This is a genomic window from Paraburkholderia sp. BL21I4N1, from assembly GCF_002973525.1.
Lineage (GTDB): Bacteria > Pseudomonadota > Gammaproteobacteria > Burkholderiales > Burkholderiaceae > Paraburkholderia.
This window is the reverse complement of record NZ_PVEN01000006.1, coordinates 17,789-40,550: the sequence shown is the minus strand read 5'-3', so window position 1 is coordinate 40,550 and position 22,762 is coordinate 17,789. Positions and strand designations below refer to the sequence as shown.

General features: G+C 64.8%; 16 protein-coding genes. 3 read left to right on the top strand and 13 right to left on the bottom strand.

Going from position 1 to position 22,762, the window contains the following annotated elements; all coding sequences use genetic code 11:
* Positions 1–50: 50 nt before the first annotated feature.
* The 5 genes from B0G83_RS17040 to B0G83_RS17020 all read right to left on the bottom strand — a co-directional run bounded on the left by B0G83_RS17040 (position 51) and on the right by B0G83_RS17020 (position 4,091).
* Positions 51–557, bottom strand: coding sequence for a GNAT family N-acetyltransferase (locus B0G83_RS17040; protein WP_105508565.1), 507 nt, complete (start codon positions 555–557; stop codon positions 51–53).
* Between the two features lie 244 nt (positions 558–801).
* Positions 802–1,095 (bottom strand): DUF1330 domain-containing protein, encoded by a 294-nt coding sequence (locus tag B0G83_RS17035; RefSeq protein WP_105508564.1) that lies wholly within the window; start codon positions 1,093–1,095, stop codon positions 802–804.
* Positions 1,096–1,142: 47 nt separating this feature from the next.
* Positions 1,143–1,571 carry a VOC family protein gene (locus B0G83_RS17030; RefSeq protein ID WP_105508563.1) on the bottom strand — a complete coding sequence of 143 codons (429 nt, stop codon included), beginning with the start codon at positions 1,569–1,571 and terminating at the stop codon, positions 1,143–1,145.
* Positions 1,572–1,876: 305 nt separating this feature from the next.
* The gene (gene solA, locus B0G83_RS17025; RefSeq protein WP_105508562.1) at positions 1,877–3,037 is read right to left on the bottom strand and encodes an N-methyl-L-tryptophan oxidase; all 1,161 of its coding nucleotides are present in this window, start codon (positions 3,035–3,037) and stop codon (positions 1,877–1,879) included.
* Positions 3,038–3,170: 133 nt separating this feature from the next.
* A complete protein-coding gene (locus B0G83_RS17020) occupies positions 3,171–4,091 on the bottom strand; it encodes a DUF72 domain-containing protein (protein WP_105508561.1) in 921 nt (306 codons plus the stop codon).
* Between the two features lie 212 nt (positions 4,092–4,303).
* On the opposite strand from B0G83_RS17020, the gene B0G83_RS17015 reads away from it, so the two are divergent.
* The gene (locus B0G83_RS17015; RefSeq protein WP_105508560.1) at positions 4,304–5,536 is read left to right on the top strand and encodes a DUF2252 domain-containing protein; all 1,233 of its coding nucleotides are present in this window, start codon (positions 4,304–4,306) and stop codon (positions 5,534–5,536) included.
* Between the two features lie 111 nt (positions 5,537–5,647).
* On the opposite strand, the gene B0G83_RS17010 is transcribed toward B0G83_RS17015, so the two are convergent.
* The 7 genes from B0G83_RS17010 to bcsD form a co-directional block, all read right to left on the bottom strand.
* Positions 5,648–10,414, bottom strand: a complete 4,767-nt coding sequence (locus B0G83_RS17010; protein WP_105508916.1) for a cellulose synthase subunit BcsC-related outer membrane protein — start codon at positions 10,412–10,414, stop codon at positions 5,648–5,650.
* Positions 10,405–11,586: a cellulose synthase complex periplasmic endoglucanase BcsZ gene (gene bcsZ / locus B0G83_RS17005; protein ID WP_105508559.1), complete on the bottom strand. Its 1,182-nt coding sequence runs from the start codon at positions 11,584–11,586 to the stop codon at positions 10,405–10,407. Before bcsZ ends, B0G83_RS17010 begins: the two co-directional genes overlap by 10 nt.
* A 9-nt stretch (positions 11,587–11,595) precedes the next feature.
* A complete protein-coding gene (bcsB, locus tag B0G83_RS17000; protein ID WP_105508558.1) occupies positions 11,596–14,169 on the bottom strand; it encodes a cellulose biosynthesis cyclic di-GMP-binding regulatory protein BcsB in 2,574 nt (857 codons plus the stop codon).
* 3 nt (positions 14,170–14,172) lie between these two features.
* A complete protein-coding gene (gene bcsA / locus B0G83_RS16995) occupies positions 14,173–16,377 on the bottom strand; it encodes a UDP-forming cellulose synthase catalytic subunit (protein ID WP_105508557.1) in 2,205 nt (734 codons plus the stop codon).
* Positions 16,374–17,162 carry a cellulose biosynthesis protein BcsQ gene (bcsQ, locus tag B0G83_RS16990; protein ID WP_105508556.1) on the bottom strand — a complete coding sequence of 263 codons (789 nt, stop codon included), beginning with the start codon at positions 17,160–17,162 and terminating at the stop codon, positions 16,374–16,376. The genes bcsA and bcsQ overlap by 4 nt, the downstream gene beginning before the upstream one ends.
* The gene (bcsP, locus tag B0G83_RS16985; RefSeq protein ID WP_105508555.1) at positions 17,159–17,971 is read right to left on the bottom strand and encodes a cellulose biosynthesis protein BcsP; all 813 of its coding nucleotides are present in this window, start codon (positions 17,969–17,971) and stop codon (positions 17,159–17,161) included. Before bcsP ends, bcsQ begins: the two co-directional genes overlap by 4 nt.
* Before the next feature lie 200 nt (positions 17,972–18,171).
* Positions 18,172–18,627: a cellulose biosynthesis protein BcsD gene (gene bcsD / locus B0G83_RS16980; RefSeq protein WP_105508554.1), complete on the bottom strand. Its 456-nt coding sequence runs from the start codon at positions 18,625–18,627 to the stop codon at positions 18,172–18,174.
* A 464-nt stretch (positions 18,628–19,091) separates the two neighbouring features.
* On the opposite strand from bcsD, the gene B0G83_RS16975 reads away from it, so the two are divergent.
* Positions 19,092–19,370 (top strand): hypothetical protein, encoded by a 279-nt coding sequence (locus B0G83_RS16975; protein ID WP_181156919.1) that lies wholly within the window; start codon positions 19,092–19,094, stop codon positions 19,368–19,370.
* 156 nt (positions 19,371–19,526) lie between these two features.
* Positions 19,527–21,854 (top strand): bifunctional diguanylate cyclase/phosphodiesterase, encoded by a 2,328-nt coding sequence (locus B0G83_RS16970; RefSeq protein ID WP_105508553.1) that lies wholly within the window; start codon positions 19,527–19,529, stop codon positions 21,852–21,854.
* Between the two features lie 96 nt (positions 21,855–21,950).
* On the opposite strand, the gene hpaI is transcribed toward B0G83_RS16970, so the two are convergent.
* On the bottom strand, positions 21,951–22,760 hold the full coding sequence (gene hpaI / locus B0G83_RS16965; RefSeq protein ID WP_105508552.1) for a 4-hydroxy-2-oxoheptanedioate aldolase: 810 nt from the start codon (positions 22,758–22,760) through the stop codon (positions 21,951–21,953).
* Between the last annotated feature and the right edge of the window lie 2 nt (positions 22,761–22,762).

The following is a 22,762-nucleotide window of genomic DNA, read 5'->3' as shown; positions in this document are numbered from 1 at the left end:
GTGTCGAATATCGCCTCATGGCAGAACCCGGTCTAGCGCAATACGGTGCGCTAGACCAATTGCTTGCACATATGCTCCTCGTCATAAAATCGATCTCCAACCTTCATGGCGCGTGGCTCCAGGCCGAAAGTCTGAAAGCCATAGGATGCGTAAAGCCTCTTCGCCGGCAGGTTTTCTGCATTGACGCAAAGCATCAGCTGGATGGCGTCCCACTCCTCGGCCGCGTGAGCTGTCGCTGCCGACAAAAGCGTTTGTGCGATTCCTCGCCCACGGTATGAAGGGTTAACAAACACGCCCCAAATCGTGGCTTTGTGATTTACTTGGCACAGCGGTTCACGACGGACACCCGTTATTCCGATCAGCGCCTCGCTCTCGAACGCTCCGAAGACGGCCTGTGTCGACGTTGAACGAATGCGCTCGGCAACCTCCTCAGTCCGGCGTGCCATTTCCTCCTGACGGGTAGGCCATATGGCGGTGGGGGAGTTATCGATAGCGAGAAGACGCAATGCTTTGAATTGCTCTGCGTCGTCGGGATCTAGTAGGCGGACAGCGACCATGCGATATAAGGGGCGACCAAAGAACGCTTACCGTACTCGACATCAACCACGCCGCGCAAGTTTCGACGGTCAGACCTTTGGCCTATCCGTATAAGTCAAGTTGTCGACGATCTGCGTGTGGACGACGAAGGGCTGTTTTTGGCCAAGCGCCGATTCATGCACTTTGCGTGCAATTCTTCAGCCTCGCGAAGCAGCGATCGGCAGCCACTCAAAGCAGACCTTCATCCTTGCCGAAAGCGGTCACTCACGATGGCGTTTCAACTACGAACATCCGCGCTTGCTGAGCTTCCTGGCGCTCGACTTTGATCGGTGCATATCTCTCTGAATTGTAGAAAGCAAGCGCCTGAGCGAGCGTCGGAAACTCAAACACGCCCGCCAGTGGCAGCGGCACTTCATCCCCCTCAAGCGTCTGGACAACGGGGCCGAAATATAGAATCTTACCGCCGGCCTCTATGAGTGCCTGCTGAAAACGCGGAGCGAGTACGGCCTGCTTGGCGGCGTCGATAACGCGGAGATTGACGTGTACGTATGCTGGCATAGTGCCTCCATTGATAAAGCGGTGTGTGCGGCAACTGATGGATGACCTCAGTCGCTAGTTCCGATAGACGTTTTTGCGTTATCGGGTTCTGGGACGTGGCAAGCCACACAGAGTTTGTTTCCGTCAGGATCGCGAAAGTACGCGCCGTAGTAATTCTCGTGATATCGCGGACGTAGCCCAGGCGGTCCTTCACACGTACCGCCATTTTCCAGGGCGATCTGATAGCACGTTCGAACGGTCTCTCGGGAGGTCGCCGCGAAAGCGATCATTTGCCCGTTACCCGGATCGTGAGGCTGTCCATTGAACGGTTTACAGATCACGAAAAATGGACGCGAATCGCTCGCGCTGTGCCAACCCGCCCACGGCTTTTCTTGCTCACAGAATCGCGATTCAATGCCTAGGCTGCCCATCACGGCATCATAGAAGCGCAGGGCGCGTTCGAAGTCGCGAACGCTAACAAAAACATGAGAAAACACAGGTACTCCCCCCGGTCATCTGGAAAGTCGCATCGTTTGTCGGCAATTTAATCGGCCGAGTCGAGTGATCGAAAGTGGCCGAACTGAACCCGACGACACCCAACCCTGATCGCCCCCCAGCCGCCCCGAAACCTACCCACAAACCGCTCACCCAATGCTCCGCTCCGCGCAATCGGCGAACGCGGGAATCAAACACCACAACCGGCCAGCACCGGCTCGATTTCCCGCCATAGGTGCGTCGCAAACCCGCATGAAAATCCACGACGCTAATCGCAGCGACACGATCAGCGTTGACGATCTTCACGTTATCCGGCAAAGCGTCCAAGTGAGAAAGGCGAAAGATCCAAACGGCTGCTACCTTGCGTGATCCGCTCGGCCAGCGCTTCGCCGATCGCACTCGCGAATTTGAAGCCATGTCCCGAGAAACCGGTTGCCATGTAAACGTGCGAGCAGGCCGGCAATTGATCGATGATGAAATGTTCGTCCGGCGTTACGTCGTACTCGCAGGTCTTACCCATACGCAACGTCCCAGATTCCGGCAGATACTCGCGCAGGAAGTTTTCGAGTTCGGATAAATCGGTCGGCTCCTGACCGAAAGGGACCAGCGGCGCGTTTGCGGCAACAGCTTGGCCGCCGTCGTGGCGTCCGATCTTCAGGCCGGCGCCGTCAAGACTGGGGAATCCATAGTATTGGCCTCTATGGGAGGCGACGGCAAAACCAGGAAAGACGTCCGGTTCAAACAGGTTCGGGGCAACGTCGAACCATGCGAATGTCTTGCGGACGCGAGTGACCGGAATCCGTGTCCCGAAGGGCGCCAGCAAAGCGGGGCTCCATTTGCCGGCGCACACGATCAGATCCCGGCCGCCAAAGCGCTCGCCTTGATTCGTGACGACGCTTACGCCGGCCTGGCCGTGTACCTCGATGCCCGTGACCAGCGTGTTCGTTCGTAGCGTTGCACCCAGCGTACTCGCGAGGTCCCGATAGCTCTTCACCGCCTGCTCACAGTACAGCACGCCAGCATCGGGCTCGAAGCTCACGATCTGCTCTTTCGACAATCGCCACGCAGGCCAACGTCGACTGGCTTCGGCACCGTCGAGAAATTCCACGGGCAACCCGTACTGTGATGCGCTGCGTTGGACCTGCTGCATGAAGGGCGCGTCCCGCGGTCCGATGTTGACGATACCGGTGCGTTCGAAGATGCTTGCGCTGGCTTCCTGCTCCAGTTCCAGCCAGAGCTGCTGCGCCCGCAATGCAAGCGGGACATACGCCGCGCCTTCTCCATAGGCGTGACGAATGAGGCGCGTACCACCATGGTGCGAACCGTTTCCATGGGGTGGGTTGTCAGCATCGAGCAACAATACCTTGTTGCCCGCCTTGCTCAGGTGATATCCCGCGGCCATGCCTACCGAGCCCGCGCCGACGATCACGGTGTCAAAAGATTGATCGCGGAAGTTCAAATCATGCATATGAAGCGGTCCTGTGCTAATGATGCGCAAAGTTGCGTAGCGGCGATCGGCCGGCAGCGACGACAGTCAACCTGGATTGTCGGCAATTCACGCTCATCTGTCGACAAGCGTTCATGCCTGCCTCCCGCCATCATCAGGACCGCAATGCATTACCTTCAAGTATCGTCATCAACGTCCGCGCATTACGCTGCCCCTGATCTTCAAGGCAGTTGTTAAAAATGACATGCGTTCGGCCTGCCTTGGTCGCGATTGCACGAATCGGCGCAGCCAGTTCACGCAGCTCTTCATCGTCATAGTCGTAGTCGAACCGATCCGCGGCGCTGGCTGCGCCCGTTGCGCTCCATGTCTGGGTATTGCGGCCGTGCAAACGCACCATCGCAAGCTGGGGATGGGTCGCTTCCCACACGGTATGCACGCGGTTCGTCACGTCCGGCGGTGCGTCGACGATCACGTGTACAAGGCTGCGTTCACGCAGAAAATCGAGCGACCACGGCGCGTGCTGGTCGTCGAACCACGACTGATTGCGAAACTCGGCGGCCATCAGATAGTCCGCCATGCGGGTCCGGCATTCGTCGACGAGCGCGAGACCATCCGGCGCGCGCGTGATCCACGGCGCGAACTGGAACAGCACGGCGCCGAGGCGGCCGGTTACGCGCAGCGGTTCGAGTGCTTCCAGATAGCGGCGCCACAATTCGTCGAGTATCTCGGCGGGCATGTCGCGGTAGTACACGTTCTTTTTGCGCGGACCGGTGATGCCCGCCGGCAGCGCCATCGCGATGTCCTTGGGCAGTGCGTCGGGCGAAGTCTGATGCCCGGTGAACAGGCGGAACGCTTTGAAATTGAAAGTGAAGCCCTCGGGCGTACGCTCGTTCCAAAGCTGCGCATTGCTTGCCGACGGCATGGCGTAGTAAGCCGAATCGACTTCGACCAACGGGAATTGCGACGCGTAAAAGCGCAGCCGCGCTTCGGCGCTGTTACTGCCGCGCGGATAGAAACGCTTGCAGGCGATCAGCGTCTTGTCGGTCCAGCCGGCAGTGCCGCATTGGATGTCCATGAGCGAAGCTGTGTGAATGTGAGCCGCGCGCGCCGACCGCCCGCGCGGCTCAAATCATTGTAGGTCACAACCTCGCGGCCCAAACGCACGCGCTCCGTTGCCGCGCCTCAGGCCCGATTCGTGCTCCCGCTACTTGTTCGCGCGCGCCAATGAGCGCAAGGTGCAACTGGACAGCACGCTGAATTCGAACATCAATAAACGCGGACCCCAACATGTCGAAGAAAACCTCCACCCTCGCCAAACTGCCGAAAGCCGACGCCCGCCAGGCGCTGCTGATCACGCGTCGCAACGCCAGAATGGCGCGCTCCGCGCACGCCTACGTACGCGGCAACACCAGCAAATTCTACGAATGGCTCGACGGCATGGAGAGCCACACGTTGCCCGAAGGCCCGGCGATCTGGATCTGCGGCGATTGCCACACCGGCAACCTCGGACCGGTGGCCGACGCGCAAGGCCGCGTCGAAATCCAGATTCGCGATCTCGACCAGACCGTGATCGGCAATCCGGCGCACGATCTGATTCGCCTCGGTCTGTCGCTGGCCACCGCCGCGCGCGGGTCCGACCTGCCGGGCGTGACCACGGTGCGCATGATGGAAGCGCTCGCCGACGGCTACGAGCGCGCCTTCGACGAAGCCGCGGGCGACGCCGACATCCACGCCGAAAAGCCCGAAGCGGTGCGTGTAGTGATGAAGGAAGCGGTGCGCCGGTCGTGGCGTCATCTGGCGGAAGAACGGATCGAGGATATCGAACCGACCATTCCGCTGGGCCCGCGCTTCTGGCCGTTAGCGAAGAGCGAGCGTCGCGAGATCGACGCGTTGTTCGAAAAGGGCACGCTGGCGCGATTGGCGACCGTGCTGCGCGGCGCCGGCGACGAAGCCGACGTGGAAGTGCTCGACGCCGCGTATTGGGTCAAAGGGTGCAGCTCGTTGGGCCGCTTGCGCTATGCGGTGCTGCTCGATATCGACGGCGCCGCGCTGGACGGCGACGATCTCTGTCTGATCGATATCAAGGAGGCCGCGCAGGCGGCCGCGCCGCGTTATCCGCGCGTAAGGATGCCGCGCGATAACGCCGAGCGGGTGGTGGAGGGCGCGCGGCATCTGTCGCCCTCACTGGGCGAGCGGATGCGCGCGGCACGCCTCGGAGACCGCGCGGTCGTGATCCGCGAACTGCTACCGCAAGACATGAAATTGACGATCGAACAACTGACCCGCGACGAGGCCATGAAAGCGGCGCGCTTTCTCGCGCTGGTGGTGGGGAAGGCGCACGCACGGCAGATGGATAGCGGCGAGCGCAAGGCGTGGCTCACCGAATTGCGCCGCAATCGCTCGAAGACACTCGACGCGCCGGGCTGGCTTTGGACCAGCATCGTGGAACTGGTGAGCAGCCATGCGGCCGGCTATCTGGAGCACTGCCGCCGCTATGCCACCGAACGCCGGGACGACTAACGGAGCCATCCCGGGGGACATCCCGAGCGCCAGCAAGCGCGGTAGCGACAGCGACAGCGGCCCGAAAAACCCCGCTGTCGCCGCCGCCAACAAAAACCTCAAACTACGGCATCAGTTCGACAGCGACAGATAAGGCGAACTGAGCGGCGTCGGCGGGAACGGCTGCAAGCCCGTCTGCTTGCTGAAGCTATAGCGCACATAAACCGCCGCGAGCCATTCGCGATACTCATACGCATTGCCGAGCGACGCCGTCGCGCCGAACGCCAGTTGCGGCGCGAGTTGATATTCGCCGACAGCGCTAAGCGAATACGACACGCCGGTCTTGCTCTGGCCGGGATACACCGCGTTGCCATCCAGTCCGCCGCCGAGGGAATTGGCCTGTCCTGCCGCGTTGGCCTGACGATTCGAGCCGTCGTTAAGCGGGAAGTAATTCGACGCGTCCTGCCGATAGTGCTGCACACCGATCGAGCCTTTCACGTCGTAAGTGAACGCGCCGTTGCGGCCCATCCACTCGATCGGAAGATTCAGGATCATGTACTGCTGCGGACTGAAATAGCCGCCCTGACCATACGTGAAGTACGACAGGTTGTTGTTGTACGTCATCAGCGTGGTGTTCACGCCGACCGTCAGCGTCTGGTCGGCGTCTTTCAGCAGACGCGTATAAACGCCGCCGCCGCCCTTGTACGCGTTGTTGCTCGCGACGTGGTAGCCCATGTAGTGCTGATACGAAGCGTTCACGTACAGGCCGCTGGTGCCGTCGTCCCACGCGAGGCTGCCCAGGCCGCCATTCGACGTGACGCCGCCCCATTCGAGGCCGGAGCCCGAATCGCGCGCGCCGGCATAGGAGAGCAGGCTGTCGGTCACTGCACGGCGCGCGACGGCGAGCGAGTAGGTCACCTTGTCGGTGATCGCGCCGTTGTACTGCGCGCCGCCCACGATGTTTTTCTCGGGGAAGCCGAGCGGCGTCACGCCGATATCGGCGCTGATGCTGCGGCCTTCGTAACCGAGCGACAGACCCACGCCGCTCGCGGTCTGGCTGCCGTAGGTGTTGTTGCCGGCCACCGCCGCGATCGCGGACTTCGGGTTGGACAGCCCGGCGCCGAAGCGTGCCAGCGTCGACGTGGTGCCCGCGGCGGTGCCCGCATCGAGCGTCACCGGCGTGGCCGTGATGACGATGTGGCCGTTGCCCGCCTTGATGCGCCCCTGAACCGGCGCTTCGATATCGGTGAGGGTGGACAGGCCGTCCTCGCCGGTGCGGTTGCGGAACACGATCCCGCCCGTCACGCTGCTCGATTGTTCGCGATTGACCTGCGCCAGTTCTTCCGCGACGCCGAGCGTTTGCGTGTTGGCCACGTTCGACGGCGCGTAATTCGCGCCGTTGCCGCCATTGCCATTTGCGCCGGGTTGTTGCGGGTAATACGGCTGCGCGTAACCGCTCGGCGGCTGCGGAATATAGGGCTGCTGCTGCGCGTAGTAGCCCTGATTCGGATAAGCCTGCGGCGGCACCGGTTGATACGGCTGCTGACCATACCCCTGCTGTTGCGGCGGATACGGTTGATAAGGCTGTTGCGCGTAGCCCTGTTGTTGCTGCGGATACGGCTGCTGTCCGTAATAGCCCGGTTGCTGCGGATAACCCTGCTGTTGCCCATAGGGCGCTCGCGCATAGGTCGGCGTGCTGCGTTTGCTCTTCGACGTAGTCTGCTTTTTAGCGGTCGAGGTCGACCGTTTCGCGTTGGCGCCATAAGGCGCATAAGGTTGCGCTTGCATCGAACCGGCGTTGGCCTGCGCTTCGCGCGCGGCCGGCGACATCGGCCATGGCGTCGCGGCGTAGCCGTCCGGCGCGCCGTATTGCGCTTGCTGCGGATAGGGCTGTTGGGCCTGCTGCGGGTAACCCGGGTTATACGGTTGCTGTTGCGCCTGCATCGGCGCCTGCATCGGCGGTTGCCCTTGCCCCGGATAAGGCTGCAACGGCGCGCCCGACTGGCTCGACCCGTAAGTTTCCTGCCCATAGCCACCAGAATTCACGGCGGGACGAGGCGCGTTGTACGGCAACGCAGCGGGCGCGCCGTTCGGCGCATAAGGTTGCGCGGGCACCGAATAAGGCGCGACATACGGCGCGGGCTGCGTGGGCGGCGGATAGTTCGGCACGGTCTGTGTCGGCAAGGAGGACTGCGAGTACGGAAGCGCGGCGCGCGCGGCGGTGTAATTGCCTCCGCCCAGCGCGGCGTTGTCGGCGTCGGACGGCGTGACGGTAGCGGTTTTGCCTTCGAACGGATTGGTGCCGGGCAGCGGCGTCGCGCCGATCCGGCGCATGGCCACTTCCCAGCCGCGCGGCACGTTGCTCGCCGGGGTGCGTGGCGCGTTGGCCATCAGCGGCGTATTGGCGGCGACCAGCGAGCGCTGCAGGTACGTCGATGCGAGCGACAGCTTGCCTTCGGCGCGATACATCCGGCCGACGGTGGCCAGCACGCCCGGATCGCCGGGCGCGGCGCGCAACGCCTGATTCGCGAGCGTTTCGGCGTAGCTGAACTGCTTCGCGCCGACCGCAGCGGGAATGGTGGCCTGCAGCAGGTTCAGGTCGTCGGGCTTGCGTTGCAGGGCGACGCGATAGCTGGCGAGCGCGTTGCGGTCGTCGCCCGCGCTCGAATAGAGACGGCCGAGCGCCGCTTGCAGATCGGGGTTGTCCGGCATGGCCGCGAGCCACGGCGCGATCACGTCGTACGCGCTGGCCAGATCGCCGCGCTGCCGCACCGCATCGCATTGCTTGATGACGATGCCCAGATTCAGATTGCCGAAGTCTGTGCGTTGCTGCGGCGTCAACTGCATCGCGGCGAGCCGGCGCATCACCATGCCGAGTTCGTTTTCCTGCTGCGTGGCCGACAGAATGCCCGCGTATTGCAGCAGCAGATCGGTGTTGCCGGGCGCCGCGTTCATCGCGCTGCGCACGAGACCCAACGCGCGGTTCGGGTCGCCCGCCTGCTGATAACCGGCGGCGATCACGCCGATCAGTTCGGGGCTGTTGCCGGCGACCGGTTCGGCCGCATGCAGCGTGGCGAGCGCCTGCTGGTTCTGACCGTTGCGCGCCATCCGTGTCGCGAGATCGGCCTGTTGATGCACCCACAGACGGTGCTGCAAGGTGGTCATCGCGTCGGTGCGTTGCGCGGCCGGAATGCGTTCCAGCTGCGCGAGCCCCGCCGACCAGTCCTGCGTTTCCGCCGACAGCAACGCGCTCGCATACAGCGCGTCGGTCATGTCGGGATGCGCGGCCAGCAGCCCGTCCATCATGCTGCGAGCGTTGGCCACCGCACCCTGGCGCACGTAAATGCGCGCGAGGTCGAGGCGCAGCCACGGGTCGTCGGGCGTGTTCAGCAGCGCATCTTCGAACAGGCTGCGGGCACTGCCGAGATCGCCGCGTGCTTCGGCGGCGCGCGCCTGCGCGGCTTGCGCCTCGCCACGCAGACGGTTGATGCCGCCGGCCTTGGTTTGCTGTTCGGCGTTCAACTGATTGGCGAACTGCAGCGCCTCGTCGCCACGGCCTTGCGCGGCAAGCGCGCCGACCAGCCCGCGCACGGCGTCGGGATTGTCGGCCTGGCGGCGCAGCGCCATCCGGTACGCCTGTTCCGCGCCGACCGGGTCGTTGTTGGCGAGCAGCATTTCGCCGAGCAGTACCTGCGCGGTGACGTCGGAAGGATTCAGCGCGATCGCGCGTTCGAACAGCGACTTCGCCTTCGCGAATTCGCCGTTGCTGCGCGCGCCGATGGCGTCGCTGGTGTAGGTCCAGTAGGTCGCGCTGTCGAGCGCGGTTTTCCAGCGCGCCGGATTGCCGTTGCGCGATGCGCGTTCCAGATAATTGCGCGCCTCGGCGAAGCGCTCCTGCTTCAGCGCGGCGATCCCCATGCCGCCGAGCGCGTCGGTGTCGTTCGGGCTGTTGGCGAGCACCGACGAAAACTTCGAGCGCGCGGTCGCCACGTCGTCTTTGTCGAGCGCGGTGAAACCGTCGGCGATGACGCGGCCGCGGGCATCCGTCGCGGCGTTTTCCTGCGAGCGGTCGCGCGCCGCCTTGTCCTGCTGCACCATCGAATCGAAGCGCGCCTTGACCGCGGCGTCGTCGCCGGCGGTTTGCAGATACGACTCGTACAACGCGGAATCGGAGGGCCGCGCGTCGAGCCACAACAGTGCCTGACGCCAGCTCTTTTTCGCCGACGCGCCGACTGTGCTGTCGGCCGCGAGTTTTTGCAGACGCGCGATCCCGTCGCGCCGCGTGACGTCGCGATAGGTCAGATGCTGCGCGTAGGCGAGGGCGTAGCGCGGATTGTCGGGGTTGTCGCGCGCGAGCTGTTCGAGGCCGCGGCGCGCCTGGTCCCAGCCTTGCGGCGTGGCCGACAGCGCCTGGTAATACTCCAGCTGCAATTCGGGCGTGGCCGGTTTGCCGTTCAGCGCGCGCTGATACTGCTCCACCGCGCTCGCGCTCTGGCCGCTTTGCGCGAGCCGCCGCGCGTCGTTCACGGTCTGGTCGCGCAGGCTCGATTCGCCGAGACGCCGGCCGAGTTCATCCAGATTCGGGTAGGTCGGCGCGACCGCTTTCAGGCGCGCCAGATATTGCTGCGCGCCGGCGCCGTCCTTGCGGTCGGCGAGCACCATGCCCATGCCAAAAAGCGCGTCGGGTTGCTTCGGATCAAGCCGCAGCACCTTCAGCCAGGCCTGCTCGGCGAGGTCGCCACGCTGATGCGACTGCCAGTATTTGCCCTGATCGATCAGCACGTTCAGCGGATCTTTCGACGCCTGCGCCAGCACGTCGGGCGCGGCGGTCGCCACGTAGCAGACCGCCGTGACGCTCAGCGCAAAGCGCAATGACAACGCGAGGGCGCTCAATCGCATGCGTTTCTCCAACCAGGCACGAGACGGCCGGCTTCGTCGAAGCGATAGCGGCCGTCGATAAACCCCGTGCCGAACAACCCCAGCACACGATCGTAGTAAACCGGCTCGCGGCCGGGCACATTGGCGTCGAGCGCGGCGAGATGGGTGCGCGCGAGGCCGAGGCCGCGCTCGTCGCCCAGCGCCTTGAAATACGGCGCGAGCGCGGCCCAGTAACTGAGCGGACCCTCGCCGCTGGCCGCGCCGCTGGTCGACGAGACTTTCTCCGGCGGAATGCCGGTTTGCGCGACTTTCGTGCGCATGCCGCCGAGCGCCGCGAGCCAGGGTTTGGCGAGCGGATCGGCGGGCGACGTCAAGCCCGCCCATAGATAAACGCGGATCGCGTCGTAGCTGCCGGTGTCGCCGTTTTTCGGATCGACCACGAACTGGCCGTTTTGCCACGCGGCCCAGTCGGGCGCGAAGCCTTGCGGCGCGGTGGTCTTGATCAGCTTGTAGGCGCTTTCGGCGAGTTTGGCCCACGGGCCGTCCGGCTGTTCATGGGCGAGCGCGCGCAGCACCGGCAAGGGCAGATAGCTCGGATTCAGACGCGTCAGGCCGCCTACCTTGAAGCCTTGCGGGCCAGGCAGCAGCATCGGGCCGACGCCCGGCAACGTAGTCATTTCCTGACGCGCGATCTGTGTGGCCAGCGCCTGGCCGAGTTGCGTGTAGGTGGGGTCTTTCCACAGCCGGCCGGCTTGCAGCAGGTCGTAGGCGATCCACAGATCGGAGTCGGAGGCGGAATTCGGATCGAGCACGCCGAACGAGCCGTCTGGCTTCTTGCCCCATTGCCACGACGGCAACCGCATGTTTTGCGCGTCGAACTGATTGCCCGCGAGGTTGGTGCGGGTCCACCCGAGCAGCCGGTCGAAGGTCGCGCGGTCGTTCGCGACCAGCGCGAAGAACAGACCGTACGACTGGCCTTCGGAGGTGGTTTGCTGGGTCGGCGTCGAATAGTCGATCACGCGGCCGTCGGCCTGCACGAAACGTTCGACGAAGCTCCGGTAGCCGCTCCACTCACCGCAGGCACCGGGCGCGGGATTCACCTGGGCCACTTTCACGAGATTGGCAAAACTCGCCGACGCGGCGAGGCCGAGCGTCAACGCGAGGCATGCCTTCCGGTTGATTCGAACCTGCATAAACAGTCCTCAGTCCTTCAGGCGGCGCGCGGCGACCGAGCGCAGCGTCCGGTAGAACAGGCCCGCGATGATAAGGGCGGCGAGCACGCCGCCCAGCATCAACAGCAGCGGATGCGACGACAGCGCCCAGCGCAGATACTCCTGCGGCGACAGATGGCCGACGTAATACGCTTCGCCGTTCGACGTAACGGTCACGGTGCGGCCGTGAATCACGGCCATCGCGCCTTGAATTTCCGGCAGCACGTCGGCATCGAGCAGCGCCGCGGAGAGATCCGCGTCCGACTGGCCGGCCGCGCTCACCAGCGCGACCGCGCTGCGGTTCTTCTGCAACGGCGACTCGAAACCGGTCAGCAGCGCGTCGCCGTTTGAACTCACCAGCGTCAGGTCGGCGCGCGCCGGCGTGCGTTCGACACCACGCTCGCCGTGCCACCAGTCCTCGAGTTTGAAGACGATGTCGGAGAGCTGGAAGGTGCGCGAATCGCCGTCGCTCGAGAACGGCATCGACTTGGCCCAGCGTTGCAGCAGCGGCTGCTTGCCCGGCGCGCCGAAAACCAGCAGATCTTTGTTCGCGTACTTGTCGACGTCGTCCGCGGTGCCGACGCTCACACCGTTCACCGGATAACCGGTCGAGGCACCCATGCGGCCCATGGTTAGCAGATACAGGCTGTAGTCGCTCGAATCGGCCTCGTTCGGCAGGATCGCGGCGGTCTCGGAGAGGTCCGCCATGCGCGTGAACGGGAAGCCGCTATTGGCGAACGCGGCCAGATCGGGTAGCGCCATGTAATGCGGGAACGACGACAGGTCAATCGTCGAATTCGGATCGATCGCGCCGACCACGTTGTCGAGCAGACGGCCGTGACATTCGCCGGTATCGGGAATGTCGTAGTAGAAGTGCAGGCGCACCTGTGCGCGCGGCGTCAGCAGCAGTGGCGGAATGTAGACGGTGCGGCGTGCCTCGGCGGTTTTGTCCGGCAACACGCGCGCGAAGTAATGACTCAGATCGAACACGGAGGCGGACTCGGCCGGAATCGGCAGGGCCTGCACGAAGCCGTTGTTCACGCTTACGTTCAACGACGAGCGGTCGACGTGCGGGCGCACCGTGTAGCGGTAGCGCAGATCGATCGGCGCGCCCTTGGTGTGCCACATGAACAGATCGGGCGGCACGCGCAGATTCACGCGCACCGCGTCGGCGTCGTAGCCGGACACGGTCAGATCGCGCGCTTCGGCGAGTTCGCCGAAGCGCACCGGACGATGCGTGGGCAACCAGTTCGGCGCGTCGTACGGCGCGCGCGGCCCGAGTTCGTTCAACTGCGTGATGGTTGCGCTCGCACCCGTCAGCGTGTTCTGGCCGATGCCGAGCGCCTTCGCGGCGGTTTTCAGTTCGGCTTCAGTGCGCCCGAGCACGAGCAGCAGCTTGCCGCGCGCCGGTGCCTCGCGATCCACCACCGCGATGGTCGGACCGGAGATCGCCGGAATCTCGATGCCGGCCGGGCGCTGGTCGGAGGTCGCGAATACCACCGCGTTGCCCGACAACGGTGCGTTGTCCAGTTGCGCCGGAAATACCGCGCCGCGATAACCGGCCAGCGCGCCGAACCACGAGGCGACGATGCCGCCCGCTTCGAGCGTCGCGGCGCCCGGTTTTTGCGGGAACACGAACGGCAGTTCGAGCCGGCGCACATCTCGACGGTCGAAGAACGGCTGCGGCAACGCCGCCAGATCCGGCTTGCTGGCGAGCGACGCGTAGGTCAGATCGAGTGAGCTTGCATTGCTGACGGTCGCCCACAGCGACGAGTTCGCCGGATCCTCGCAACTCGTCGTGTAATGGCCGATCAACTGCACGTTCAGGTGGTTGAATTCGGTGATGAAGCGCGGATCGATCGACACGTCGCGCGCCACCAGCATGCCGGACTGTTCGTGCGGCACCGGCAGGGTCGCGGCGACTTCGCCGTTCACCAGCACCTTCAGTTGCGAGATGTTCGGCAGCAACGCGGGCGAGTAGCTATAAACCAGGTGCAGCACCGCGCCGGTCACCACTTCGTCGCCTCGCACCGAGAACGCGACGCCGTTCTGGCCGTCGGTGCCGCGCAGTTGCAGCGGATCGAGCGCGCCGAGATCGGCGAAGTTCAGCGTCTGACGCCGGCCGCCCGGCACCAGCGTGCCGGGTTCGGCGGTGGTCGGCGTCCTGACGCCCAAGGCCTTCATCGAGGCCGCGGTGAGCGCCGGTGTCGGTGTTGCCAGCGCGGCTTGCGCGAGCGTGTTCGGGTCGTACGGCACGGCGGGGCTCGGCGCGGGCACACTGCCCACGCCGGTGGCGACGGGCGCGGCGGGTGCGCCTTGAGTGGTCGCTGTCGCGTGTGCCGGGGCGGAGCCCGCCGTGGGGTTCGTTGCCGCCGCAACGGCTTCAGCCGCCTCGGCGACCGACACGAGCGGCGCCGCCAATGCGGTCTGCAACGCGAGCCAGCAGGCGAGCCCGCGCATCAGCCGTTGCGAGCCTGGGCCCGCGACGCGGCGCGCTGCCGGTTCCATCCCACCGCGCTCGTCGCGCGAGCGTTCGTTGTGTGCCTTCGCCATCCGGTTGCGCATAGATCAGTCTTTGGTTTTTAGCTTCTTGACGTCCGCTGGACGGCTTTTCATCGAGCTGCGAAGGTCGGCGTAAAGATGCTCGAACAGACCCACGATGCCGCGCGCGCCAACCGTCAGCACATGCGACAGGCCGCGCAGCGGCGTGTCCTGCTGACGTCCTTCGGCCCAGCCGGTCCATGCATCCGCGCGGGCGAAGGTGGTCTTCACGAACTCGTATTCCTGCTCGCGCGTGAGTTGCGAGAAGCGCAGGCCGACGCGGCCCGGCGCGGTGAAACCGACCGTTGCCGGGAACGCGTATTCTTCGTCGCCGCGAAACAGCGACACGGTCACGCGTTCGTGCATCGGCACCTGGATCGACGCGGGCAGTGCGACACCCACGCCGCCTTCCGAGTAGTCGATGGTTTCGCAGGCGAGCGTGCGGCCGGTCGAGAATTTCAGCATCACGGGCATTTGCATCGCCACGCGGTGCACCGCGCGAATCTGCCGGCGCTCGCTCGCGGCAGCCACGCTCGCGCCGAGAATCAGCATGTTGTAGGTGGTCCACGCGAGGTTCAGCACGGTGGTCTGCACCACGCTGCGCAGATGCCAGTTGAAATAGATATGGACGATGCCCACGCAGAAGCCGATCAGGTTCAGCAACAGCAGGAACAGGTACGGCCGCGAGATCGCCCAGTCGAAATAGTTCTTCTCGATCTGGCCGCCCTTGGCCGTCACGTTGAACTTGCCGAGCTTCGGGTTGATCAGCGCGAGCAAGGTCGGCGCGGTGATGTACGAGGCCAGCACCGACTCATACACCTCGGCCCAGAACGAATGGCGGAACGAGCGCTGCATCCGCGAATTGGTGATGCTCGCGTGCATCATGTGCGGCAGCGCGTAGATCGCGATCGTGCTGGCGGCGGCTTCGATCACGTGCGCGCCGAAGAACAGATACGACAGCGGCGCGGTCAGGAACACCAGACGCGGAATGCCGTAGAAGAAGTGCATCATCGCGTTCAGATAGCACAGCCGCTGACCGATCTTGAGGCCTTTGCCGGTGAGCGGATTGTCGATCCGGAAAATCTGCGTCATGCCGCGCGCCCAGCGAATCCGCTGGCCGATGTGGCCCGACAGCGATTCGGTGGCGAGACCCGCCGCTTGCGGAATCGCCAGGTAGGCGGTGGTGTAGCCGAGGCGGTGGAGTTTCAGCGCCGTGTGCGCGTCTTCCGTGACGGTTTCGACCGCGATGCCGCCGATCTCCTCGACCATGGTCCGGCGCAGCAGTGCGCACGAACCGCAGAAGAAGGTCGCGTTCCACAGATCGTTGCCGTCCTGTACGAGGCCGTAGAACAGTTCGCCTTCGTTCGGCACCTTGCGGAAGGTGCCGAGGTTGCGTTCGAACGGATCGGCGGAGAAGAAATGGTGCGGCGTCTGCAGCATGGACAGCAGCTTGTCGCGCAGGAACCAACCTAGGCCGATCTGCAGAAACGAGCGGGTCGGAATGTGATCGCAGTCGAAGATTGCAAGATATTCGCCGCTGGTGATCTTCAGCGCTTCGTTGATGTTGCCGGCCTTCGCGTGGCGGTTGTGCGTGCGGATCGTCCAGTTGACGCCGACGTCTTCGCAGAACGCCTTGAACTCGGGACGGCGGCCGTCGTCGAGCACGTGGATCGAGATTTTTTCGGCCGGGTAGTCGAGCGCGAGCGCGGCGTAGATGGTCGGCTTCACGACCGCGAGCGGCTCGTTGTAGGTCGGAATGAAAATGTCGACGGTCGGCCACAGGTCGCGCGAGGCGGGCAGCGGCATCGGCTTGCGCTTGAGCGGCCACGCGGTCTGGAAGTAGCCGAGCATCAGCACGACGGTCGAATAGACCTCGGCGGACACCAGCAGCAGACCCCAGGCGGCGTCGAGCGGATGTTCCCAGTAAGTGGTCGCGGTCAGCCGCCAGTACATATAGCGGCCCGACGTGACCACCGACAGCATGATCATCACCATCGTCGCGTAACGGCCGGGCAGGCGGCGGAACAGCAGCGCGGTCACGAAGCAGCAGGTCGCGAACGTCAGTTGCTGGTAGAACGCAAGCGGCACCGTGAACACGAAGTACAGCATGGTCAGCGCGAACAGCGTCACCAGCCCGGTGACGACGCGGCTGTTCCAGAAGCGCGCGTCGACGAAGCGTTCCAGCCGCGAGGGTTCGGCGGTCTCGATGTCCTGCGACGGTGCCGTGCTCATGCCACGCTCCTCGGCGAGACGGCGATCGCGTCGACCGCTGTCATCAGCCACGCGCCGCAGGCACGGAAATCGGCGGCGGCCTGGCTGAGTGGATCGTAATGAATCAGCGTGGTGTCGCAGGCGAGCGCCTCGCTCACGCCTTCGTCCAGATGGATCACGCCGGGGAAGAGCCGCGTGCCGAGCATCTGGCGCAGCACCTTGAGCACGTCTTTGGTGAGCTGGCGCGACTGGTCGATCTGGTTGACCACGTAGCCCACGCCGCCGAACTCGGCGCGCGGTGTGGCGTAGCTATCGATCAGCCGCTCCATCAGCGGAATCGCCGCGTAGGAGGCGGCGTCGGCGAGCACCACGTTCAGCGCGAACGTGGCCGTGCTCAGCGCGGCGCGGACATACGCGGACGAACCCGGCGGCGTGTCGATAATCACCACGTCCGACGGATCGAGCCGCAGGTTCTGCAACGCTTGCGCCAGCCAGTGCGTGTCCTGGTCGACGAGCGCTTCGAAGCGGCGGCGGTCGTCTTCGAGTACCGCGCCGTAGGGCAGCACGGTCACGCCGTCCAGACCGTCGAACAACACCGTTTGCCACGGGTCGCCCGTCAGCGTGGCGCGCGACAAACCGTCGATGCTGTCGAGCGGCACGCCGAAGTGCAGACGCAGCGCGTTCTGCGGATCGAGGTCGATCGCGATCACGCGCCGGCCGCCGGCGGCCAGCACGCAGGCGAGATTGGCGGCGAGGGTGGTCTTGCCGACCCCGCCCTTGGCGGACACCACCGCGATAACTTTCATGAGCGACGCGGGCCGTTGACCAGCCACGAATTGGAGGGGGCGGGCGCGGCGGCGCGCGTGGTGCTGACCGGGGCGGCGACTGGTTGAGCGGGCGTGCCGCGCAGACGGTCGAACACCGAGTGCAGCGGCGCGGCGGCGGTTTGGGACGCAGCCGGTTGCGGCGGCGTGGCGGCGGGTTCCAGAGCGAAGAGTTTGCCGAGGATTGAAGCGGGTGCGGCGGGCGCGGCGGCTACCGGTTGCGTCCAGGTTGGCGCGACGGGTGGGCTCGGCGGAATGGGTTGCGAGACGGGCGCACGATACTGGACGGCGGCGACCGGGGCACTCGCAATCGGCGTAGCAGCCTGTGCCGCCGGCACGACCTCCGCCGCCACCGCGTCGACTCGCGCGACAGTCGGTGCCACCGGCGTAACCGCATCGATCTTCGCAACCGTCTCCGGCAACTCGAGTTCGCCGAAGCGCGAAGCGCCGCGCGGTGCGTTGGACGGCGCGGCAGCCACCGCCACAGGTGGAATGTCCCGCCGATGCGAGCGCGTGAACAACGGCGCCTTGGCACGCGTGACCGAGGCGGCGTCTTTAGGTGGGGTGTCCTGCGGATCGGCGGCGAGCGGCGTTGCGGCCACCGGCGGCTGAGCCCGCGCCACGCGTTGTCCGATCGCGGGAATGGTCGGCTGACTCAGATCCAGCGTGACCAGCAGGGGCCAGCGCGTACGCGCCGAACGCGCTTCGTTTTCGCGGCCGATTTCCTGGTATGCATTGGCGTCGCCGCCGAAATGATCGAAAAGCTTCTCGATGTCGCTGGATGAACTCATAGTGCCACCGTCTTGTTCATGACTTGCGTAACCCCGACGCCGTACGTCCCTGCCTGCTTCCGGCGCTGGAAAGCGGAATCTGCCATTGCACGCGCACCGGTCTGGCGCGTGGTTCGACTGCCTGATGCTGCTCGACAAAAGCAACCGTCACGACTATTTACTGCTACTACTCCCACTCACGACCTGTCCGCAAGCCGCGTTCAACCCGGATGGCGCCCGAGCCGAAACTCGATCGCGGTGTCCTCGCCGTAGCCGCTCGTCTGCGCAACCGACAAGCCCTGCGCGCCCAAGGCGCTCAACCACGTCTGATAGACGCCTTCGAGGAACGCCGGGGTCCACGTCAGGGCCGTGCCGCCGAAGGCGAGCAACGGCGAGCAGTAGTGAACGATTCGCAACGATTCGGGTTCGTCCGCCAGTTCCACATAGCCCCAATCCATCTCATGCCAGACCAGGTTCAACGTGTGCGCGAGCTCGGCGGTCGAACCGCAAGCCGGCAGCGGATGCGCGGCCGCGAAACGGCTGCCGACCCGGTGCATCAGTTGACGTAGTTCATCGCGACCAATCTGCGCTTCGAACTCGGTCGCCAAGGCGCTTAGCATGCCGCGCCACTGTGGCGAGATCTGACGTTCCAGCAGGTAATCGAGAATGGAGACCATGTTTTCCGGGAAGTGGCCGTTCCGCCTCCTCGTGTAACAGGCGGGCGATGACGGCCGGTGCAAAAGAACGTGTTTCGGGAATCGCGTCTTGCGCGCGGCCAGGTTGTTTTTACCGGCTTGTCGGGTTTGTCAAACTTTGTCAGACACAATGCGCAGGAGTCTACTTAAGACGTTAAGTTTTAGCCACTTTCCATTTGTCTTTTGATACGCGCAATCGATTGCGTCGGATGCATTGCAATGACGTAATTTTTTCTGATTACGATGCAATAACACCTTCGCCTGAACGCGTGTCGTAAGATCGACCGCTTAGCCTGTACTAACGGCAGTTCGCGCGCTTGTTTTAGCTTTTCTTTTTCGTGCTGAACGCAACGCCAGGCGGTGAGAGCAGGGTGTCGGCCCACAATGGTCTACGCAGACATTCTTGCCGATGCTTTAGCCGCTTGCTGTTCGATCCACTCATTGCGATGCTCAATCCACTCAGTATTCGGCTGGTCACCGTTTTGTCGAGCGCCATGGCGATGGTCGTGCTCGGCTCGTTGCGGCGCGCGGCGATTCCCGGCGTCGACTGCCGGCGCTTTCTCGCGCGCCCCGCGCGACCGTGGGCGGCCTACGCCGACTTGGCCGTTCTGTTCGCAGAGCTGTGGTACTGGACCTTCGCCGTGGTGCGTGCCGACAACGCGCTGTACGCCGCCAAGGCGGCCGGCCGCAATCGCGTGATGGCCGCCACGGCGCAAGCCGCATGAGGGTTGCGGGAGCAGGGTGAAACACCGTAAAACGGCCTGAAGCAGCCGTAAGCGAACAGGCGTTCGTATCGATTTGCGTGGAAAGGTTAAATATTTGTCAGATGTTTGCCGATAACCATGGGCAGAGTGACCGGAACGAGCCTGATACCCATCAATATGCTTTCGAACTCCACGCAACATCTGTCCGATTCCGGTTTACGCGATCGCTTCCATCGACGATCGCTTGAACACCAGCGTCCACTGTCCACGGTGACCATGGCGTTCACCGTGGTCGCGTTCTTATGCTTCGTCGGGGCGCGCAACCTGGTCGGCGGTCCGGCCGCGCCGCTCGCCTACCGGCTCACGTGCGCGCTCGTGCTCGCCCTGCTGGTGCTGGCGATTCCGCGCGCCCGAACCATCTGGCTGTTCGGCGCGATCGGGATCGTCTATCTGCAGGTGCTGGTGGCCGGCATGGCGTTGAACGTCGCCGGTGTCGAGGCGCCGCTGCTGTGGGTGCTGCCGGCGCTGGCGGTGATCCCCGTCTGCGCCGCGCCGCTGTGGCTTACGCCCACGCATTTTTTCACCGGCACCGTGCTGTTCTATGCGGCGGCCCTCGCGCTGCTGTCCGGCGAACCGCGCCCGCACGACGTCAACGTGGTGGTGTGGATGTGGATCGCGGCGATCGGCATGCCGACGTCGGCGGTGTTTCACTTCGGGTTCTACCGCTTCCGGCGCAACCACTTTCTCCTTGAGAGCCAACTGGCGCAACTCGCCGCGACCGATCCGCTGACCGGCCTGCAAAACCGCCGCGCGTTCGTCAAGCAGGCCGAGCGCAGGCTCGATACCCGCGCGCCCGACGAGCGGGTCAGCGCAATCTTTCTGGACATCGACAGTTTCAAATCGCTGAACGACCGCTTCGGTCATGCGGTGGGCGACCATGCGCTGTATCAGGTCGCTCAGGTGCTGATGGAAGAGACCTCGGCGGAAGACAGCGTGAGCCGGATCGGCGGCGAGGAGTTCGCGGTGTTGCGGCGCGACGGGCTGGCCGGCGCGTTGCATCTGGCCGAGCGGCTGCGCGGCGCGATCGCCGCGATCGAGCGGCCGGACGGTCATTTGACCGCGAGCTTCGGCGTGGCGGAGCACCGGCGCGGCGAAAGCATCATGGTGCTGCTGGATCGTGCCGACGAAGCCTTGTTGCGCGCCAAGCACTCCGGGCGTAATCGCGTGTGCGCCGAGCGCGCGCTGCCGCTCGAAGCGCTGCAACTGCTCGGCGACGATTTGTCTGCGGAAGGCACGCTGCGCCGGCATCGCTGGGAAGAGTATTACCTGACCTCGCACTTCCAGCCGCTTTACAGCCTGTCGCATCAGAAGCAGGTCGGTTTCGAGGCCTTGCTGCGCGGCGAACAGGACGACGGCACGCTGGTGCCGCCCGTGGTGCTGTTCGCGCCGAAGCCCTCCAGCGACGAAGGCGCGCTCGACCGCGCAAGTCATGCGGTGCATCTGGGCAATGCGCGCAAGTCGCTGCCCGCCGATTCGTGGCTGTTCCTCAATATTCTGCCCGCGACTTTCATCGCGGAAGGTTATGCGGATCAGCTCGCGATGATCGTGCGGTCGGTCGGGCTCGATCCTGAACGCGTGATCCTCGAAATTCTCGAATCGCATGGCGGCAGCGTCGACGACATGTCGCGCGCGGCGGCGTTGTATCGCGAGCACGGCTTCCTGATCGCCGTGGACGATTTCGGCGCCGGTCAGTCGAATCTCGACCGTTTGCTGCGGATCCGCCCGGACATCGTCAAGCTCGACGGCGAACTGATTCGCGCGACCAGTCACGGCACCGAACAGCCGATCCTGCCGAAGCTCGTGTCGCTGCTGCACCAGGCGGGCATGCTGGTGGTGGTCGAAGGCGTGGAGACGACCGAGGAGCTGATTCTCGCGGTGGAGTCGAACGTGGATTTTGCGCAAGGCTATCTGCTCGGCCGGCCGGCGGCGGAGATCGCGCCGCCGGAATCGGTGCATCGGCGTATCGACGACGCGTTCGACGTGATCGCGCAGGGCCGCGCGCATCAGCATGCGTTGTTCGAGTCCGAAGTGGAGCCTTACCGGTTGGGTTTGCGGGGCGCGGCAGACGCGCTGCTGGCGGGCGTCGTGATGGACGACGCGTTTGCCGCGCTGTCGCGCTTCGAACGCTGCATCAGCTGCTTCATTCTCGACGATTCCGGGCGGCAGGTCGGGCTCGAGGTGCCTGGGCCGGCGCACAACAGCAAGGGCGCGTCGCTGCATCCGGTCGCGAATCCGCGCGATGCGCGCTGGGATCATCGGCCGTATTTCCGCAACGCGGTGCTGCTGCCGGGCGTGGCGGTGGCGAGCAATCCGTATCTGTCGCTGGCGAGCGGCCGGCCGTGTGTCGCCGTGACGTTGGCGGTGCAGTTCGCGGCCGGGCGCTCGGTGATTGGCGTGGAGTTGGACTGGTCGGCGCTGGGGTTGCCGTGGCCGGCGGGGGATTAATCGCTCGCAGGCGGCAGTGAGCGGTCGGTCTTCACTGCAAGCGGTGCTTGCGCGATAGGCGGGCGGTGACCGATTGCCGGTCACCGTGCGACGAACTCAATACCCGCCTTTAACCGGCGCCGCCGCGCCCGCCGTGTTTTTATACGACGCCGCCAGATCCGCCGCCGCGCGGCTCAGCAAGCACGTGTCGGTTCCCACCGCCACGAACGTCGCGCCCGCCGCGAGATAGTCGGCCGCGAGTGCCGGGTCCGGCGCCAGCACACCCGCCGCCTTGCCCGCTCGCCGCACGATGTCGATGCCTCGACGGATCGCTTCGCGCACGCTGGGGTCGCCCGGTTTGCCCAGCAAACCCATCGACGCGCTCAAATCCGCCGGTCCGAAAAACACCCCGTCGACGCCCTCCACGGCCGCGATGGCCGGCAGGTTCTCCATGCCTTGCACGGTTTCCACCTGCACCAGCACACACAGTTCGCTAGCCGCCGCGTTCAGATAATCGGGAATCCGGTTCCAGCGCGATGCGCGCGCCAACGCGCTGCCCACCCCCCGAATGCCTTGCGGCGGATAACGCGTAGCGGCGACCGCGTCGGCGGCCTGCGCGGCGGTATCGATCATGGGCAGCAGCAGGGTCTGCGCGCCGATGTCGAGCAACTGCTTGATCAGCGCGCTGTCGCTACGCACCGGCCGCACCACCGGATGCGACGGGTAGGCGGCCATTGCTTGCAATTGTGCGAGCGTGCTGCGCACGTCGTTCGGCGCATGCTCGTTATCGATCAGCAGCCAGTCGAAACCGGCCGTGGCCAGCAATTCGGTCACGTACCCATCGGCGAGCGCGGCCCATAGGCCGAATTGCGCCTGGCCTTCGCTCAGCGCGCGTTTGAAGGGATTGTGCGGGAGGGGTAAGGACATGA